Source organism: Flavobacterium kingsejongi, from assembly GCF_003076475.1.
GTDB classification, from domain to species: domain Bacteria; phylum Bacteroidota; class Bacteroidia; order Flavobacteriales; family Flavobacteriaceae; genus Flavobacterium; species Flavobacterium kingsejongi.
In genome coordinates, this window is record NZ_CP020919.1 from 1,043,149 (window position 1) to 1,062,640 (window position 19,492).

General features: G+C 41.0%; 13 protein-coding genes. 10 read left to right on the forward strand and 3 right to left on the reverse strand.

Annotated features, from left to right (window positions below; genetic code table 11):
- Positions 1 to 98 precede the first annotated feature (98 nt).
- From FK004_RS04335 to FK004_RS19150, 8 genes are all read left to right on the forward strand, one after another.
- Positions 99 to 1,745 carry a T9SS type A sorting domain-containing protein gene (locus tag FK004_RS04335; RefSeq protein WP_108736155.1) on the forward strand — a complete coding sequence of 549 codons (1,647 nt, stop codon included), beginning with the start codon at positions 99 to 101 and terminating at the stop codon, positions 1,743 to 1,745.
- A 23-nt stretch (positions 1,746 to 1,768) separates the two neighbouring features.
- Positions 1,769 to 5,119 carry an RHS repeat domain-containing protein gene (locus tag FK004_RS04340; protein WP_108736156.1) on the forward strand — a complete coding sequence of 1,117 codons (3,351 nt, stop codon included), beginning with the start codon at positions 1,769 to 1,771 and terminating at the stop codon, positions 5,117 to 5,119.
- A gap of 6 nt (positions 5,120 to 5,125) precedes the next feature.
- Positions 5,126 to 8,623, forward strand: a complete 3,498-nt coding sequence (locus tag FK004_RS04345) for a DUF6443 domain-containing protein (RefSeq protein ID WP_108736157.1) — start codon at positions 5,126 to 5,128, stop codon at positions 8,621 to 8,623.
- Positions 8,624 to 8,627: 4 nt separating this feature from the next.
- Positions 8,628 to 8,918 (forward strand): hypothetical protein, encoded by a 291-nt coding sequence (locus FK004_RS04350; RefSeq protein ID WP_108736158.1) that lies wholly within the window; start codon positions 8,628 to 8,630, stop codon positions 8,916 to 8,918.
- A 287-nt stretch (positions 8,919 to 9,205) separates the two neighbouring features.
- Complete coding sequence (locus tag FK004_RS04355; protein ID WP_108736159.1) at positions 9,206 to 9,865, forward strand: IS1 family transposase; 660 nt, start codon at positions 9,206 to 9,208, stop codon at positions 9,863 to 9,865.
- 64 nt (positions 9,866 to 9,929) lie between these two features.
- Positions 9,930 to 10,769 carry an RHS repeat domain-containing protein gene (locus FK004_RS19385; RefSeq protein ID WP_227871667.1) on the forward strand — a complete coding sequence of 280 codons (840 nt, stop codon included), beginning with the start codon at positions 9,930 to 9,932 and terminating at the stop codon, positions 10,767 to 10,769.
- A 3-nt stretch (positions 10,770 to 10,772) separates the two neighbouring features.
- Entirely contained in the window at positions 10,773 to 11,198 is a 426-nt protein-coding gene (locus FK004_RS04365; protein ID WP_108736160.1) for a hypothetical protein, read from the forward strand.
- 234 nt (positions 11,199 to 11,432) lie between these two features.
- A complete protein-coding gene (locus FK004_RS19150; RefSeq protein ID WP_157956027.1) occupies positions 11,433 to 11,609 on the forward strand; it encodes a hypothetical protein in 177 nt (58 codons plus the stop codon).
- A 316-nt stretch (positions 11,610 to 11,925) separates the two neighbouring features.
- Here the strand turns inward: FK004_RS19150 and FK004_RS04370 are convergent, their stop codons facing one another.
- Both FK004_RS04370 and FK004_RS04375 read right to left on the reverse strand, forming a co-directional pair.
- Positions 11,926 to 14,007 carry a PorP/SprF family type IX secretion system membrane protein gene (locus FK004_RS04370; protein WP_108736161.1) on the reverse strand — a complete coding sequence of 694 codons (2,082 nt, stop codon included), beginning with the start codon at positions 14,005 to 14,007 and terminating at the stop codon, positions 11,926 to 11,928.
- 2 nt (positions 14,008 to 14,009) lie between these two features.
- Complete coding sequence (locus FK004_RS04375; RefSeq protein ID WP_108736162.1) at positions 14,010 to 16,193, reverse strand: T9SS type B sorting domain-containing protein; 2,184 nt, start codon at positions 16,191 to 16,193, stop codon at positions 14,010 to 14,012.
- Positions 16,194 to 16,939: 746 nt separating this feature from the next.
- Here FK004_RS04375 and FK004_RS04380 point away from each other — a divergent pair.
- The gene (locus FK004_RS04380; protein ID WP_108736163.1) at positions 16,940 to 17,602 is read left to right on the forward strand and encodes a thiamine diphosphokinase; all 663 of its coding nucleotides are present in this window, start codon (positions 16,940 to 16,942) and stop codon (positions 17,600 to 17,602) included.
- Positions 17,603 to 17,604: 2 nt separating this feature from the next.
- Here FK004_RS04380 and FK004_RS04385 read toward each other — a convergent pair whose 3' ends face one another.
- Positions 17,605 to 18,825 carry a glycoside hydrolase family 5 protein gene (locus FK004_RS04385; protein ID WP_108736164.1) on the reverse strand — a complete coding sequence of 407 codons (1,221 nt, stop codon included), beginning with the start codon at positions 18,823 to 18,825 and terminating at the stop codon, positions 17,605 to 17,607.
- Between the two features lie 134 nt (positions 18,826 to 18,959).
- On the opposite strand from FK004_RS04385, the gene FK004_RS04390 reads away from it, so the two are divergent.
- Entirely contained in the window at positions 18,960 to 19,436 is a 477-nt protein-coding gene (locus FK004_RS04390) for a hypothetical protein (RefSeq protein ID WP_157956028.1), read from the forward strand.
- Positions 19,437 to 19,492: the final 56 nt, after the last annotated feature.

Sequence of the window (19,492 nt, forward strand, 5' to 3'; positions counted from 1 at the left end):
AAAAACCATAGCTATCCTAATAATTTTTATATTTTTGCCAATACAAAGTTAAATTTGTGCTCCCCTTCTTACTGTAAAAACTAATATTGTCTTATCGTATGCAAAAAATTACCACCTTATTCCTATTGGGATTGGGCCTCTATGGCTATTCCCAGGACATCCTTTGGGAGAAATCCTATGGCGGCCAGCACGCCGAATACCTGTTTGATGCCCAGCCTACTGCCGACTATGGTTTTATACTGGCAGGCAGTTCCTTATCTAAAAAAACAGGTAAGAAAACCGAAGACAATAATGGTGATTTGGACTTCTGGCTTTGGAAGATGGACGAGAAAGGGCAGGACGAATGGCAGAAAAACATCGGTGGTTCGGGAGCCGACTTATTGCAAAGTATTCGCACCACGCAGGATGGTGGTTTTATCCTGGCCGGAACCTCCGAATCCAACAAGGGTTTTGCGAAGCTCCATGACGGAAAAGGCAAGGAAGATTACTGGATCATAAAACTCAATGCCAAAGGTGATGAGCAGTGGCAACAAACCTTTGGGGGCAGTGGCCAGGATCGCGTGACGGCAGTGATCCAAACCCGTGATGGCGGTTATTTTATCGGTGGCTCCAGTAGCAGCAGCCCGGACAAAAAGAACCTGCAGGATCCTACCGGGAAATCGGAAGCGAGCCGTGGGAATTTGGACTATTGGGTGATCAAGCTCGATAGCAAAGGTAAAATGGAATGGCAGAAAACAATGGGCGGCCAATATGCCGATATCTTAGAAAGCCTGCAACAAACCACCGATGGGGGGTATATTTTAGGCGGGTATTCCAACAGCCCATCGGGCGTTTTGGAAGACGGCCGTCGCAGTGATAAAACCGAAGAAGTCTTGGGCTATGGTGATTTCTGGATTGTAAAATTAGATGCCAAAGGTGAAGAAGAATGGCAACAGACTTTAGGTGGTGAAGGCGATGATCATTTGTACAGCATCATCCAAACCCAGGATGGCAATTATATCGCAGCGGGGAATTCCAACAGCAACCGCTTACCCAAAGGCGGCAGTACCCGCGACACGGATTTCTGGCTGATCAAACTTGATGAATACGGCCAACCGCTATGGAGCCGTACCTACGACTTTGGCAAAACGGATATCCTGACTTCCTTGACTGAAAATAAAGATCGTACGCTAATGGTGGGCGGGTATTCCAAAAGCAGCAATGTACCGGGCAGCAAAAAGAAAGACAAAGAAGGGATTAACGATTATATCGCCCTCAAACTCTCCGCTACCGGAGACGAGTTGTGGAGTAAAACGGTGGGTAGTAATGGGGAAGACCTGTTGAAGAAATTGGTCGAAACCCGTGATGGTGGCTATATCTTAGCCGGCACTTCCACCCCCAATCCAGCCTCAGTAACCGCCTACAACAAAGGCAACTCCCGGGACCGGAATACAGCTATTGGGAAAAATGACTTTTGGGTGGTAAAACTCTTAGACAAAGACAAGCCTAAAGACAACCGCCTCAACATACAGGCGGTACCGAATCCGGCGCAGCAGTTTACCAACGTGATTGTTGGCTATGAATACAACACCGGAAATCCTTTTGTCTATGACTTAGGCGGTAGGTTACTGCAAAGCTTCGCCATTGAAAACCGCACGGTTCCGGTAGACTTAAGCACGTATCCCGAAGGCATCTATATCGTACAGATCAAAACCGATGTACAGGAAGATTCGGTGAAGGTGGTGAAAGGAATTGAAAAACATTAAAGTTAACAGCATACTTATAACCAATGAAAAAAATATACTTAATCGCATTGCTGCTTGTGGGTGGTGGTGCATTTTCACAACTGGGTAATCCCGGAGAAATCAGATCAGAATTGCCGCAGGTCATTCCACCTTCTCCTACGGTAACGGCATTAATGCGTTTTGAAGAAATGCCGGTTAGCCATTATACAGGAATTCCGGATGTAAGCGTACCACTGTACAACATTCCTACCCATTCAAAGGATATTTCTATTGATATTTCCTTGAAATACCACCCGTCGGGTATCCGTACCGAAGAGGTAGCGGGTTATAATGGCCAAGGCTGGGCACTTTCCGGTGCCGGTGGTACCATATCACGAACCGTAAAAGGGCTTCCGGACGAGTACCTCTCCTATGGAACTGCCGATGGAACAGGTCCCAGAGTAGGGATCTACAATATTTTTGCTGCGACATATCCAAACCGTTATTATACTGTAATGTCGTTGCTGGATGTGGTCGCCATACCAGGAGATAATACGTTGAGTAAATTCCTTTGGGAAGCTCATGAAAAAGGAATTTTTGACACCGAACACGATTTATACCAATATAGCTTTCAGAATTACAATGGGCGTTTTTTTATCAAAAAAGATGGTGGCAGCGCTACGGTAGTACCACTGGATAATAATCCCGTAAAAATTGTGTACAACGAAGGCAGTGGTTTTACGATTTATGATGATAAAGGGTATCGCTATATGTTTACCGTTCCGGAAGAAACCCGAACTGTAACCAATATCAAAAATCAGCTTTTCGTAGGAAATTCTGAAACACTGGGAACTCCAATGACCTATATCAGTGCCTATCAGCTTTCTGCCATTTACGATACCAATGCCAGGTTATTGGCTTCTTATGTTTATGAAGATTTTGAAGAAAATGCCAAGATGACCTCCATTGTTCACAGCAGAATTTCAGATGTAGACCGTCTTGTGGTAAATAATATCCTCGCAAATGGGCCATGCCAGCAACTAATCAATGCTATTGAACCAACGCAGTCGATCCAAATAACATTAAACAAAACAATAACGAAAAAGATAAAGCAAATCCAGATCGTGGATAAAGGTAGTTTACAGTTTACAACTGCTATCGGACGCTCCGACACCAACATTGAGAATCCGGGATTGGCCGCAAAACTCAACACCATTGTATTAACCGACTGGTATGGCAGCACGATTAAAACTACAAGTTTCGAGTATGCACTGGAAAGCCGGATGAAACTAAAAAAAGTTATAGTAGGTACTGGATCTGGTACATTAAAAGAGACTACCGAGTTTTTCTACAAAAGGACACAGGTTACCGGGAAAGATTACTGGGGCTATCCCAATTATCAAGTTTCCTGTAAATATAACGCGGATGGAAACCGGGAAGTAAATAAAAATTATATCGGTAATGATGTACTGCAAAAGATAGCGTATCCTACTGGAGGTTGTGTAATCTTTGATTATGAATCTAATACCTATTCACATGTAGGCAACCAATATTTAGAAGATTTTAATGCCAATCCTGATAATCGTGGGGTACTTAATCTTGGTGAAGTAGCATTAAGCAGTGCCATAGGGCAGAATGTTTTAGACCTCGGATACTTCCCAAATTCACTGCGGTATAGTTTTGATTCTGGTGTTACGACTGGTGGCGTGGTACGTCTTATTAAAAAAAATAGTGCTGGCACGGTAGCAGGAACAACAAATCTTGCCGGACTGACTTGTGATACCGAAATTATCCTGGAAGGGGGCTATTATTATTCGCTGCAACTTAGTTGGTTTGATAGCAATTCTCCTGGCGGAGCCACCATAGGGATGAAAAGCTATTATGATATTAACCCAAAAAAGGAATGGTTGTATGGCGGAGGGATCCGTATTAAGAGAATAGGACATTTTACGGCTGATGTTCCTCAGGGCTATTACAGTCTCAGCGTAAATCAACAACTGCCTTATCAACCTTTACTGGCTAAAGAAAAAAATTATAGTTACCAGTTCCCTGACCGTACAAACCGTAGTAGTGGCTCCCTGGTTTTTATTAAACCCGTTTTCCATTATAGTATTAGCAAGAGACATGGTATTCGCTATTGTGGTGAAAATGGTATTCCTGTTGTAAACCAGCAACAATTCCAATACGATGTATATACCGATTTTAACAACCTGAGTTTTATCAAAACCCAGGGAGCTGAAGTTGGCTATCAATTTGTTACGGTAGGCGAAAGTGGAAACGGAAAGACAGTCTATTCATTTACTTCCCCAATTGATTATCCGGAAGATGATGAAGCCTATGATACCAGCTATCCTTTTTTGCCTTCAACAAACTTTGATTATAAAAGAGGCCTGACTACTTCAGAGCGTGTATACGATAATTCCAGTTTGGCAGGGCGCTTGCTTTCGGAATCCGTGAGTAACTATACTTTTGAAGAGAAAATAGAAACCACCGGATTACGGCTATTTTCCAATAATAATTGCGGCTATTCGAAACGATTTGCAAACTATGCCAGTTATGAAAACCTCATGAATTTGTGCATTGCCAATCCAAGTTCCACTGATTGTAGGTTTAATTGTGGACCTGTTTTAGATTTTGTACAATATTATAAACTTTTGGCTGCGTTTGGCTGGGCCAAACTATCACATAAAACCACTAAAAACTATTATGAAAATACTGGTCCCATTGAAACGATTGAGGAGTATGCTTATAACTCCGTAAATAAAAGGATAGCGTCTCATAAAACCATTACCAACAGCAACCCGTTAGAATTCAAACAAAATGAATACAGTTATGCTACTTTCCCGAACAATAAGATCGCGGAGATTAGTGACATTAAATCCTACGACCAGAATGGCTTGCTTTCAGCAAGCCGGTTAAACTACTCCGGTAGTTATCCCTCAAATGCTGCCTATTTGCCTGCTTCAGTAGATGTATCCAAAGGGAATGAAGTATTGCAACCCCGTCTGAATTATAATGGATATGATGAATTTTCGAATGTATTGGAAGTACAATTACAGGATGGTATTCAAACCAGTTATATCTGGGGGTATAATAAAACACAGGTGATTGCCAAAATTGAAAATATCGGATATGCCAACATAAACGCAGGCCTTATCACCGCAGCGCAGAATGCCTCCAATACAGCAGGAGCTACAGGCTTAGAAGCGGCTCTGACCAACCTGTGTAACAGCCTTCCTAATGCAATGGTAACTACTTATACGTATAAACCGATGGTTGGCGTGAGTACTGTTACCGATCCCAAAGGAGACAAAGTGAGTTATATCTATGATGCTTTTGGAAGGTTGTCTTCGGTTAAAGACAAAAATGGTTATATCCTGTCCCTGAACAATTACAATTACCGAACGCAAAACTAAAATCAGATGAAAAAACAATACCTCCTTATCGTATTATTATTCCCACTACTGGTTTTAGGACAGAGTGCAGATCAGAATTATGTAAAAACAACTACGTATAAAAAACCGATAACCCTGCCTTCTTTTGGGGTTCCTGCAGAAGATGTGGCCGACATCCAGATTACTTATTTTGATGGATTAGGCCGCCCGATCCAACAACGCGCCCACCGGCAGTCGGGTACTGGTAAAGATGTAGTGACCCCGATTTTTTATGATGCTTATGGCCGACAGGTGAAGGAATACCTGCCCTATCCTACCACTACAGCCCCACAGGCCTATGATGCGAATGCTATAACGGGGCAATCGAGTTATTATAGCACACCCGCAGGATTAGGCCAGCCCTATTTTGAAACCACCACCAATCCCTATAGTGAAAAACTTTTTGAAGCCTCCCCTTTAAATCGGGTATTGAAGCAAGCCGCTCCCGGGAATGACTGGGTGATGGGCAGTAACCATGAGGTCAAGGCCGAGTACCATACCAATACTGCGGCTGATGCCGTACGTTATTTTAAAGCCTCGGCAACCTGGGACGGTAACCTCTACAATAGCACGCTGACAATAGCCGGAACTTCGAATTATGCCGCAGGAGAATTGTTTAAAAACACAACCCGGGATGAGAACAACATCCAGACGGAAGAATTCAAGGACAAGGAAGGGCGTGTAATACTAAAAAGAGGGTATAACAATGCGGTACCGCATGATACGTATTATGTCTATGACCGCTATAATAACCTGGGGTATGTAATCCCACCAATGGCTGATGGAATCATTAGTCCAACTGTTTTGGACGGGGTATGTTACCAGTACAAATACGACAGCCGTAACCGTTTGGTGGAGAAAAAACTACCGGGTAAGCAATGGGAATATATCGTATACGATAAATTAGACCGTGTGGTAGCCACAGGCCCTGCTTATTCCCCATTTGGAGATGGGGCACCGGGGTGGCTGATGACCAAATATGATGCTTTTAACCGCGTAGCCTATACCGCATGGTTAGAAGCAGGGCGTCCGTATTACCTGACCAGTGCCGGTCGTAACATTTACCAGCTGGAACACGCCAACCAAACCCTGCTGAATGAAGCAAAAAATAGTGGCACCACAATAAATGGAATCACGTTCCATTATACCAGCCTGGCAGTTCCAAAGTTAGGGTACCATGTACTACAGGTAAATTATTATGACGATTATAATTTTCCCGGAGCCCCTAGTAATTTTACTGCGACGGCTACCGCGGCAGTCTATTATAACAATACCACATTGCAACCCAAAGGGATGCCTACCGGCAGCTGGACGCGCGCACTTCAGGGGGTGAATGCTACTGCTGGGGAAACCGTTTATATGCTGTATGATCTTAAATCCCGGGTAGTACAAAACCATGCGACCAGTTACCAGGGTGGTTTTACCCGTTCGGAACTGCAATATGATTTTGCCGGAAAAATATTGAAAAACATCACCACACACAATATTGAGGGAACTGCAGCAGCAATTACCACCGCTGAAACTTTTGAATATACGAACCAAAGCCGATTGCTCCGCCATAAACACCAGGTGAACGCCTTAGCAGAAGAGATACTATCTGAAAATAGTTATGATGAAAGGGGCCAGTTACTCCAGAAGAAAATTGGCGGAACGGGAAGCCCTTTACAATATGTAGATTATGATTATACAGTACGGGGATGGCTAAAAGCGATTAATTCAGCGGAAGTACGCGGCATCCCTCAAGACCTGTTTTCGTATAAAATTAATTACACCACTGTAGAACATGATTTATGGGGTACTATTCCTAAATTATATAATGGTAATATAACAGAAACATTTTGGAAAACCAGCTCTGATGGGATTTGGAGGAAATACGGTTATGCTTACGATGGGCTAAATCGCTTTATCCAATCCTGGTACCAGCGTCCCAATGAGGCTAATCCCGTTACGAATTCCTATAGTGAAGGGATGGACTATGATAAAAATGGCAATACTACTATTCTGATTCGTTTTGGCGGGCAGGATAGTGCGCCGTTGCAGATGATTGATGAGTTGCATTATACCTATGATGCCAACAGCCCGAACCGATTGATGAAAGTAAAGGATAATACTAATAGTCCACAGGGGTTTAAAGACAGTCCAACAGATACGGATGATTATACGTATGATGCCAATGGCAATATGACCCTGGACAACAATAAGGGAATTACGGCCATCAGTTACAACCACCTGAATCTTCCGGTGAAAATAGTTTTTGGTAGCGAAAGCCAAAAAATTGAATATCTTTATGATGCAGCGGGAGGTAAATTAGAGAAGATTACCACGGATAATACAGTAATTAGAAAAACGTCCTATCGCGATGGTTTTCAATATATGGAAGGGGAATTGGGATTCTTTCCAACAGCAGAAGGCTATGTGAGACGGAATGTTGTCAAAAACCGGGTACAGTTTAATTACATTTATAATTATACCGATCATTTGGGGAATGTCAGGGTCTCGTATACTAAAGATCCGCTTACAACGTCCGCCAAGATTGTTGAAGAGAACCATTATTATCCATTTGGATTAAAGCATGCGAACTATAATTCAGATCAATTGGCATTTCAACCCAATGCTCAGGATGCTATAATATTGGATGCGTTTGTTGACCCCATTCCTTTGGATAATTACTTAAACTATGAGTATAAGTACAACGGCAAGGAGCTGCAACGCGAATTTGGATTGAATATGTATGATTATGGAGCCAGGAATTATGATCCTGCGATTGGTAGGTGGATGAATATGGATCCGTTGGCGGAAAATCATCATGAGAATAATCCGTATATGTATGCTAATAATAATCCGATTATATTTGTAGATCCGGATGGGATGGATTTTACACTTACTGGTGAAGCAGCACAGGACTTTGCAAGGGGTTTGCAGCGTCAACTTTCGGAGACTGAAGCAAGTCAAAATTTTGGAGAAGACCCTCCTAAAAAAGAAAAACCAGGTATTATTAAGCAATTTCTATTAGTTATACCTGTTTTGGGACCTACAATAGAAAGCAGTGATAAAATAGAAGAAGGAGATTATTGGGGTTCTGCTGCAAGTTTTGGAATGGGAATCATGGATTTATTTACTTTAGGGGCTGCTAACAAATATAAAACTGGTACAGCTGGAGTAGTTATTGGAACGGAAGAAATTCTTGCTACAAATGCTACCAAAGCAACAACGACAGGTTTAGCAACAACGGGAAGAAAATTTAGTAAACATTCACTCGAGAGATTAGCAGAACGAGGTGTTACCGTTGATATGGCTGAATTAGCAATCAAAAAAGGGCAAAAATTTTATGACCCACTAAATAAATCGGTAAATTATATTTTGTCAAAAGGTTTTGTTAGTGGAAAAAGTTTATTAGTTGGTACAAATCCAGTAACAGGAGAAATAACGACAGTCATAAGAAGTAGTAAAAATTTAGTCAAAACAAGAATGGTTCCAATAAAATAATATTATGTTATTAGAAAAATTAAAAGAAATACTTTGCAAAGCATTGTTAATGTCAGGAAATGAAAGAGTATTACACATAAAAGAATTTCAAAATATAGTTTGGGACGATAGTTCCATTGAAGAAGATGAGTTAAATGACATTTTAACAGATATAGCTTATCTATTAGATTTTTATGAGCCGAATGAGATATGGCGAAAACAATCTCCAAATTATTATGGAGATGAAAAATTAGAAGATATTTTAAAAAAAGCAATAGAAAAAATTGAACTTTACTTAGGAAATACTTCTACATAAAATTCATGACATTGATATATTATCCTCTATGAAGAGTCCTTGTAATAAGCTGGCGAACGTCTCTGACTTCGCACGGTAATGTTACAGATTAGGTGTTTTTACAAAATAACAGGTAATGTTACAGATTAGGTGTTTTTACAAAATAACAGCGTAACGTACTGAAAAAGAATATAAATTATTACTTATTGAGTATAAAAAGAGACGACCAACTGGTCGTCTCTTCTATTTTTGGACTTTTAAAAAGCCTTATAATGCTTTTGTCATACCTTAGTGTTTCAAATTAGGTCATGAAAATAAAATGTAATTTTTGTAATGGTAAATGCATAAAAAATGGATTTCAATCTAACGGAAACAAGCGTTATAAATGTTGTGTTTGTCAAAAGAGACAGCAGTCTGATTATATGTATAATGCGTGTAAAAGAAGCATTAACCAAGAGATAATTTTATTCACAAAAGAAGGTTTAGGAATAAGAAGCACGGCAAGAATACTGAAAATATCCACCACAACATTATTAAAAAGGATAGTATCAATTGCCAGAAGTATTGCCAAGCCAATTATAAGCAAAGGGAAAACTTATGAAGTTGATGAAATGTGTACTTACATAGGAAATAAGCGAAATTTTATCTGGCTGGTTTATGCATTGGACAAGAATTCTAAAAATGTAGTGAGTTTTAACGTCGGAAAACGAACCAATAAAACGCTTAATCGTGTTCTGGATACTCTGAAATTATCCGAAGCTAAAAAGATATTTACAGACAGATTAAAAAACTACAGATATCTGATTAATGAGGAATTACATTCTGTAAAACGCTTTGGCACCAATCATATAGAGAGAAATAATTTGACACTCAGAACTCATCTCAAAAGACTAAATCGACGGACAATCTGCTTCAGTAAAAGTTTAGTGATTTTTATGGCTGTTTTAAAGATTTACTTTTGGATTTGAGCAATAAAATAGTAAGTTTATCTTCTAAAATCATATTCTTGAAAATTTTGTATTTAACAGGTAAATGCTTGTAAAAATAGTCGCAAAACCCTATAAGTATAAATACAACGGCAAGGAGCTGCAACGCGAATTTGGATTGAATATGTATGATTATGGAGCCAGGAATTATGATCCTGCTATTGGACGATGGATGAATATAGATCCGTTGGCAGAAAATCATCATGAGAATACTCCCTATATGTATGCTAATAATAATCCGATTATATTTGTAGATCCGGATGGGAGAGATTTTACACTTACTGGTGTAGCAGCACAGGATTTTGCAAGAGGGTTGCAAAGTAAAATGGACATTGATCCGCCAAGTAAGAAAAAACCTGCAGGGGGAGAGCTTATAAGTATAGAATCGCAGCAACCCCTTACAGGTTATCCAGGTCAAGCCTTGGATGATCTTATAACCTCGGGCATACAATGGTTAGGTAAGAAGATTATCGGTAGTGATGTATCTAAAGAGACATCCGAAAATTTCCAATTTGCTACAAGTTTAGCAATTGTTATTGTTTCTAAAGGAAAGAATAAGAAAGCGGATGAAGAATTAGGGGAACAAATATTAAAGGCTACTACAAAAGGTAATGAAAAAGGATCTCTGAATGCAACTAAAAAAGCGTTAGCTGAAGCAAAGGAAAAATTAAGATTAAAAGCTGGAGAGAGCTTGCCTAAAGGAGAAAAAGGCAAATTTGGAAGTCCTCAACGTGGGAATCCACAAAAAGGGTATAGGCTTGACCCCGCACATCCAAATGCAAAACCTGGTTCAGGTGAAGAATTCCCTCATATTAATTATTGGGATTATAGTGGAGGCAAAAGAGGTAATGGAGGAATAAGTGGAGCAATACCAATAACACATTAAAAAATGGAAGAATTTAAAATATCAATATTTGAAGAAGAACATAGTCATAGTTTTCCTCCATATAAAACTTTATCACATCAGGAATGTGAAAATTTACAGATTAAATTAGCTCGAAAATATAATATAGTAAAAAAAAACATAGTCTATGAACTTTTTACAAAACAAAAATATTACAGCAGTACAGATGCTTCTGAAAATTTTAACTTAATAGATACTTTAAATAGACTTTGGATCACTTCATTAAATAATGTTTATATAGATTGGTATGGATTTCAACGAATTGATTTAATTAACATTCAGGATTTGAGTAATTTTTTTTATGATATTTGGTATCCTGTTGCAGATGATATAAATATATTTGATGAAAGCTTAGATTGGCTTATTTTTATTAGGCATGATGGAGCTATCTATTACTTAAAAAACAAATAATATTTCAGATTAAGTGATTTTTTAAAATAGTAATAAAATGATTTAAGGATTTGAATTTAAAAGATTAAATATAGGAAGAGACGCCCCGATAATCGTATCTTCTATTTTATGATTTTTCAAAGTTGTAGAATACATGAATAGATTCCAGTGTAAGGGGGCTGTGCTTGACTTTTTCGCTACGGCCGAAGGTTATGTATAGCGTATGGCACCCAAAGAGCGGGAATATTTTAATATGTGTATAATTATACCGATCATTTGGGTAATGTCAGGATTTCGTATACTAAAGATCCGCTTACAACCTCCGCCAAGATAGTAGAGGAAAATAATTATTACCTGTTAGGATTAAAACATGCGAATTACAATTCAGATCAATTGGCATTCCAACCCAATGCTCAGGATGGTGTGGTATAGGACTTTTTGGATCCTGTTGATCCCCTGGATATTCCTTTGACGTGAATGCCTACAAAAAAGGGAAACTAAAACTTAAAGGAAAAATTGAAGAGGAATTATCTTTCGTAAACCTACAAAAGGATTCTTCTGAAATCACTATAAAAAAACAATATAAGTATTTTGAAAAGGATTTATATGTAGAATAAGTATTCTATTTCTAAAAAAAGCAGAAGTAACTCCTAAGTTACTTCTGCTTTTTAATTTCCGCTACTTTCAAATGCAACCCCTATCAATTTAGATCAATAAGCCGGAGGGCATAAAGCCCCCATTTATTTTACTACAACCTCTTCACTTTCATAATCCACATTTTATCATAATAGGAATTATTGATTTTACTGTTGTAGGCCGCTACTGCCTCTTCCCTGCCCTGGTGTTTCTTCAGGTAGACGTACCGGTAATTGTTGGCTGGATTGATAAAGTAATCCGCCTCCAGGCCTTTTTTACGCAGTTGGTTTACAAATCCGGTGGCATAGTCCGGCCTTGAAAAGACATTCGCAATGATATAAAAGCCTTCCTCCTGCCCGGCTATCTGTAATGTAGGCCCAATTTTAGGCATAACAGCCTTTTCCGGGACTTTTGCTGTTTTCACCACCTCATCCCTGACCGGTGCAGAAATCTTCTTTTTAACCTCTTTATTTGCAATCACCGGTGCTTGTTGTACCGATTTTCGTACTGCCGGTGTTGCACCTTCCGGATGTTCTTCCAAATACCTTCTTTTAATTGTTTCGGCACTAATCGTGGAGGCCAAAGCTGTGGTGGAAACGGTGGCATCAGGAACCGGCTGTTGTGGTATATTTATAACCTCACGTTCTTTTTCGGATTTGTGTGGCATGACAGCCGCTGTCTCATTCCCCTCTTCTATCGGATTGTCTACAAACATGATCCAGGTATCCTCGTAGTAAGTATGGTCTGAATTGGATTTGTAAGCACCCATCGCTTCCTGCCAGGTATCATACCGTTTCAGGTAGGCATAACTCATCCCATTCGCGGGATTGGTAAAATGGGCAGCAGAACTAATTCCTTTCGCATTGAGCCCTTTGACAAAAGCATCCCGGTATTTTTTATTTTTATACACATTCGCCACAAGGTAATACCCACGATGTACTCCGCTGATATTTTTTAATTTTCCCTGGCGTATGTTCCCTTTTTGGGCCGCCCGGCTAAATTCCTCCGCTTCGTTATTCTTGGCGGTTGACGTATTTTTTTTCGTAGTTTTCGGTTGTGCTACCGGCTTCGTATTTCCTGAAGTACTGTTAGTATTCGTGGTATTGGAGTTGTTATAACCATTTGCTGCACCCTGTCTGCCTGCTTTCGCAATAGAGTCCTGACGGTATAATAGTTCTTCCAGCATCATATTGGTGGCTTTCAGTTCATTTTTAATCTCCTGGAGCTCTTTACTTTCTGCTTTTACCACCGTGTCATTAGGCGCTACTGCCGCCACTTTTTCGGAAGCCGGCTTGGTTTTCGGCTGAAACGAATAGGCAAATACGATTTCATGGGTTGGCCCCAGATTGGACATGACTTTTTTAAGTCCCTGCTCATACGTGTATCCGATCGACATTCGGTTGGTAATATTAAACCCGATTCCTCCAGCAATTCCATACTGTTCGTCGTAACCGGCCTGTACCCATCCCAGTTTGGTATAATCCAGGAGCATGCTGCCTCCAAACGCTACATCTTCTGCTGAACGCGCACGTGCCATAGCGGTCAGTTTGCCACTATCATTCGCCATACGATGGGTATACATCAGGTGGCCTGAAAATGTTTTCTGTGAGAATTCCGTTAATGACTTACCGGTTTTCAGGTTATAGTCCACCAGGTTTTCCCCGTATACCCCGATATCAAAACTCCCCAAAGAGAGGTTAATGGCCGGTTGGAAGGAAAGCAGTGAGTTATTTTCGATTTGTTGCAATGCCGGATCTGGCATACCCGGAAATGCAGCGCCATTGTCCAGTCCACTGTTATAATAAGCCATATTAAACCCGAAAGTCAATGTGTTTTTTTCGCTCAGCTGAATGCCATAAGCATAGTTCACCAAAGCACCAAAACTACTGATTACCCCGATTTTTTGCTGGTACAATCCAAATCCAATCCCGTTTTTATCATTGATCCTCCCGGAGTAATTCAGGAAGTAGATTTGTGGTGAATTGTCAAACTGTATCCACTGGTTGCGGTGAAAGAAATTCACATAGGAATGATCCTCCCGCACAAAGGAAAAAGTAGGATTCATCAGGAAACGATTGAATTTCAATGCATTTTGGCTGGGTATATCGAATGATATTGCTCCATTGGCCTCCTGCCCGTTCATCAAGGAACAGCTCAAAAAGAGGCATAGCGTTATCAGGTATTTTTGTATCATGCTTATTGAATTATGGTAATAGAACCTTGTCTAATGGATTTACCATTTTTGAAAATCTTATAGTAAAACACGTTGTTTTTATGGCTGTATACCATCGAAGAGACTGGCCAGTTGTTTTGATAGCTAAAGGTCCGGAATACAACTTCCCCGTTGCTGTTATGGATCACGACTTCTACCTCAGGATTATTCACATACGCATTGGGTAGTATCCACTGGTCATTAATACCGTCTCCATTGGGTGTCACCACATTAGGGATCAACACGTTTCCGAGATTGGTATTATCGTTCACTGTTACCTGGAATATTTTTGTGGTCTCACAACTTCCCGAGGTCGCCCTAAGGAGATACGTACCTTCCTCTGAAATTGTCAGCGATGCGGAATTCGATAGCTGTACAGCACCTTTAAACCAGGCATACAATTGCGCCCCCGCTGCCGTTACGGTACGGGAATCTCCTTCGTTAATGCTAAAGCTATCCGGTGCATCTGCCGTTACCTGTGAAGCATCAAAAGGTGTTATTGCCAATGCATTGGATTCCAAGATACAGCCATTAAAGGCGACTTCCAATCGGTAGGTTCCCGGAGTATTGATAACCAAAGTCGTTTCATTGCCTATTGCAGTGTCGGCACCATCCCGGAACCAGTTGTATGTGTATTCGGGGGTTGTGATCGAACTGTGGAGCGTCAGACTCGAACTGCCGTCACAATAGGCATCGGTCGTTGAGATCGTTACGGTATCATCAATTTTTAATTTTACGTCCACGTAATTGGAACTTATTGTGGTATAATTAGGCACTGTAATACTCAGGTTATACTGGTCATTATCATCGGCGACGGCTACCAGGTAATTTTCAGCTGTAGCACCGGATACCGGCACGTCATTTTTCAGCCATTCATAGGAAGCTCCTATGTCCTGCCCTATCAAATCAACCTCACCCATAGGGGTAACGGCTTTAAACGTTTCAATACTCAAAAGATCCGAAGTGGAATCACATTCCATATAGTCTCCTTCATGAGCCACTGTCAGCATAAATCCGGAAGGTGCTTCAATACTGATCAAAGCGTCTTTTTCTATGAGGCACCCGACGGTTTGGCGGACGCTAATTTTATAATCTCCTGACTGACTGATGGTCAGCACATTTGACGTTTCACCATCGATCGGGCTGTTATTGCGATACCATTGGTATTCGGGTGATTGTGCATCCGTAGTGGCCGTGAGTATTTTCTCTTCTCCCGGCAGTATAATGGTTGTGCCCGGGGTATCTACCGTAACCATGATATCCTGCACTGCCAGGTCAATCGAATTGGATTGGGCAGTACAGCTGGAATTGTCGACCGTGACATAATAGGCTCCTGCTACTGCTGCTGTATAAGCAAAGGTTGTGGCTCCGCTAATGGGAAACGCATCCCTGTACCATTGATAGGCATAAGTGGGATCCTGTACCGAGCAGGTCAGGACTGCAGGGCTGTCCGGGCAGATTGCACCCGGTGGCCCACCTGAATCTATTACGGGTGTCAATCCGGGTACCACTATTATATTCACCGCATTGGAATAGGCACTTCCGGGACAATTCCCATAATCAATGGTGGCATAATATGAACCGGCTTCGGTTACGGTAAGCGACGGATTAACCGCGCCGGGAATTATACTGCTCCCTTTGTACCATTTGTATGTTAATCCGGAATAATGCACTGGCGAAGAGGCATCCCCGTTATAGTCGACTGTAATGGTGTAATCTGATCCCGCACAAATCGTTACATTCTGTACCAGTCCATTGATAAAAAAGGGCTGGTTGAATATGAGGTAATGGGCATAAAAAGAACCACTGGATATTCCAACCGCAGTGGGTGCTGAACTCCGGGCCCGGATCCTGTAACTGCCGCCCAATGTGGTAACCGGCAATGCAAAAGATACGGCAGCCGGACTAGTCGTCGCTGTACTGGTTCCCAACGGTATGGCATTTGCAAAACTTCCGGTATCATCGGAGAGTTCCAGGGTAAAAACATTCCCTGCCCCGAGGTTTTCCGGATTCGTAAAAGGAATCTGCACATTATAGTTATTTTGTCCCGGCGAGGCACAGACCTGCGTGAAAAGATATGTTGGAGCGTTAATATTAATATTTTGTGCAAAAACAACAGTGGGGCAACCCATCAGAATGAGGCACACGTAGTGTCTGATCTTATTCATAAGATTCTTTTTTTATTCCTGGTTAAATAAACTTTTGAGAACAGGAAAGCGGAAGCTCATAGGACCGGAATCCTATAAGCAAAAATACTTATCTGTTACAATGGGGATGGGCATTCTATAGTAGTGGGATGATGTTAAAACGAATGGGAATAGCGGATTAACATTGGTACAAAAGTAATTGCTTTATTTAAAAACGCACCATAGTTATTAACATTTTTGTTGCTTACCGATCGTTTTGTGTTATTAATTAGTATTTATTTTTAACATTATACAATACATTATTAGCAACAAAACTTAATTTTTTTAACGACTATAATTATGAAATGTTTACTTTTAAATTATTTCGTATTAATGCTAAATTTGTAAAAAAGTGTATTAATAACTCTTTTCCCACAACCGAAATCTGATTATTTTTATACTACAAATAACCAATCACTACCTATTGAATATCGAAATATGCACTTCCTAATACACTATTAAAAAGCTGGTTAAGGCTATAAAAAGTAATACCGGACGCTAATTTTAGGAGTGTTCTTTTACACCATCTGGGATCGTAATGATCGTGTTGGTAAGATTTGCTCATTCTTATACCGTTAGTATGACCAAAAGGCACTAAAAAACTCCTTTTAGGAGCAGGGTTTCGGATAAATAAAATTATTGTCTGAAGGAATTGTGGGGCGTGTTTTTTTGATTTTATAGTGTCAACTTATCGTATTACACTACTTTTGTTATTCAAAATCATCTTTATGTCCTCTCACCATATCGTACGCGACGACCAGGAACCTGCATTAATTATTGCTAATGGTGCTGCCTGCAGCAAGGAACTATTAGGGCAGTTACTGGAATGGTCTCCTATTGTGATTGTATTGGATTCTGCCATTGAGCGTGTATTGGAGCTCGGCATTAAAGTAGATGTGCTTTTGGGTGATTTTGACAACGGATTTGATCCGCATTTGTATGCAGCCCAGCAATATCCTATGAAGATTGTCCATACGCCAGACCAGGATAAAACGGATTTGGAAAAAGCATTTGATTATTTGATTACCAATGCCATTCCGGCTGTCAATGTGGTGTGGGCCACCGGAAAAAGAGCTGACCACACCATCACTAACCTGACCAATATTGTACGGTTTCGCAACCTGCTGAAAATTGTGATCCTGGATGACCATTCGAAGATTTTCCAGCTGCCGCCCACCTTCCGGAAATGGTATCCAAAAGGCAGCCCGATTTCATTAATCCCTGTAGGGGTTGCTTCGGGAATTACTACAGCGAACCTCAAATATCCTCTTGACAATGAAACCCTGACGATAGGCTACCGAACCGGAAGCAGCAACGAAGCACTGGAAGATGGCATTGTGACGATTACACACACTTCGGGCGACTTACTGCTTATGGAGTGCTTTGATTAATTTTAATGCTTTAAATCGGCCCGGATTACATCAAACAATGGATTGGAAACGGTTTTACTATAGTCCTGCGGTTTACCTGATTTTTGGTTTTCCCAATAAGATGCCGGAGTCCTTCCCGCACCCAGTTCATAATCCATAATATCCCATTCATCTTCCCGGAAACTATAAAAAGCCCAATGCCAGTGATAAGCATTAAAAACAGTGATAAGATCTTGGAGGTATTCCTCTGCTCCTGCCCCGTGGCGATTGACCCCAAATTCTCCGACGAGAATACGGTTATCCGGGATTCCGTACTGTTTTTGCCAATCCCGTACGGGTTTTAAAAAGGTTTCGACAGTATTTTTATCCCAGTAGATTGCGGCGGCCCCTTTTTCCTCTCCGGTTTCAAACAGCCCGGGATAGCGGTACTTCCCGGCATCACTATACGGAAAAGGCCAGGGGGAATACAGGTGGAAAGAATACAGGATTGCAGGATCATTCGGAATAGACTTCAAAATTTTAAATGCATGCGGCTGGGCATGAAAACCGCTATCCAGCACCAATAATAGTTGCGGGGCTACTTTTCGGATGGCCGCTACTGCCTTCGCATAAAACTGGTTCAGGTCCTGTGGAGTATCCCTGATCTGGCGCTCCCATTGCGCGTAATCTCCCGTATACCAATCTTTCAGCTGGATTCCGGTACGTTCGGGCGAAGGTTCATTGCGCAGGTTAAGGCCTACTACCGCCGGATGGTCTTTGATTGCGAATGCGAGGTTTTGCAGGAAAACAATTGCCGAATCCTGTTTTTTAAAATCATTCCACATCGCCCTTTCCTCTACGCCTTTATTATGCTGGCTCCATCGCGAATATGGTAGGCTCAGCAACGTCACAATTACTTTTTCATGTGCTTTTTCGGCAGCATCCAGTTGGGCAATCAACAATTTCAGGTCTGCTGCAACAGGCACAGTAACAGGGTTCTCTTTGGGACCCAACAGGAAATTTCCTTTTTCTTTCTTCGGACGCCCATTGGTATACTTACTGGGCGACAGCCGGATAAATGCGATCCCATATTCCGCTGCGGCTTCAAAATCAGTCGGTGTTACCGGATGTGCGTTAAACATATTCGCTCCCTTACGCTGTTGGTTCCAAAATTCAGCCTGAGTTCCAGGCATTCCACTTTGCTGTGCTTGCAGGGCACTGGTGCAAATGCATCCCAAAATTGCGATTTTCACTATTGCTTTCATCTATTATTGTTATAAAATTACATTTAAAATCATAATCGAGGGGTTTTGCCGTTATACTGTTTTAGAACCAACTTTAAACTCTTATTTTCAGCGTTTAGTATGATTGGTTTTTATATTTTTACGACATTGAACTTATGATGAACGAATTACAGCAAAAATCCATTCGCAGCCGTGCCCTGATAATTATGTTATTTTCGGGTATGATTATATTCAGTAACCTATTGGGTGCTTTGGCATTTGCGGTTATTGGAAACGGACAGGACTATATGTTCTCTATTGCAGAATATCAGAAAAATCCAGGATTGTACCTCTTTCGTTACTACTATGACATTTGCTTTATTTTTGCAATCACCGGCATTCTTTTTTTCACAGGTGCCCTGTTCCTCCGCAAACTACAGCCAAAAGGCCGTATCATACTCACTATCGTTTCCATAGTGCTTATCCTTGAAATTTGGGCCATTTCCTTTTTGATGCAATATGCCCTTCGCGATAATGGCAGCAGCAAACTGATCCTTACGATTGCATTCAATGGCTTATTATGGTCGGCGCCGCTGATTTACCTGATCCGTTATGTCAACAGTGAGGCAGTAATTGCGGCATTAAAAAAATAATTGCAACCGTAATTCTACTAAAAACGGATCCCAAAACAGCAATTTCTTATTGTTGC

Coding starts and splice junctions, on each gene's coding strand:
- FK004_RS04335 (WP_108736155.1), top strand. CDS start 99: ATGCAAAAAATTACCACCTTATTCCTATTGGGATTGGGCCTCTATGGC.
- FK004_RS04340 (WP_108736156.1), top strand. CDS start 1,769: ATGAAAAAAATATACTTAATCGCATTGCTGCTTGTGGGTGGTGGTGCA.
- FK004_RS04345 (WP_108736157.1), top strand. CDS start 5,126: ATGAAAAAACAATACCTCCTTATCGTATTATTATTCCCACTACTGGTT.
- FK004_RS04350 (WP_108736158.1), top strand. CDS start 8,628: ATGTTATTAGAAAAATTAAAAGAAATACTTTGCAAAGCATTGTTAATG.
- FK004_RS04355 (WP_108736159.1), top strand. CDS start 9,206: ATGAAAATAAAATGTAATTTTTGTAATGGTAAATGCATAAAAAATGGA.
- FK004_RS19385 (WP_227871667.1), top strand. CDS start 9,930: ATGCTTGTAAAAATAGTCGCAAAACCCTATAAGTATAAATACAACGGC.
- FK004_RS04365 (WP_108736160.1), top strand. CDS start 10,773: ATGGAAGAATTTAAAATATCAATATTTGAAGAAGAACATAGTCATAGT.
- FK004_RS04370 (WP_108736161.1), bottom strand. CDS start 14,007: ATGATACAAAAATACCTGATAACGCTATGCCTCTTTTTGAGCTGTTCC.
- FK004_RS04375 (WP_108736162.1), bottom strand. CDS start 16,193: ATGAATAAGATCAGACACTACGTGTGCCTCATTCTGATGGGTTGCCCC.
- FK004_RS04380 (WP_108736163.1), top strand. CDS start 16,940: ATGTCCTCTCACCATATCGTACGCGACGACCAGGAACCTGCATTAATT.
- FK004_RS04385 (WP_108736164.1), bottom strand. CDS start 18,825: ATGAAAGCAATAGTGAAAATCGCAATTTTGGGATGCATTTGCACCAGT.
- FK004_RS04390 (WP_157956028.1), top strand. CDS start 18,960: ATGATGAACGAATTACAGCAAAAATCCATTCGCAGCCGTGCCCTGATA.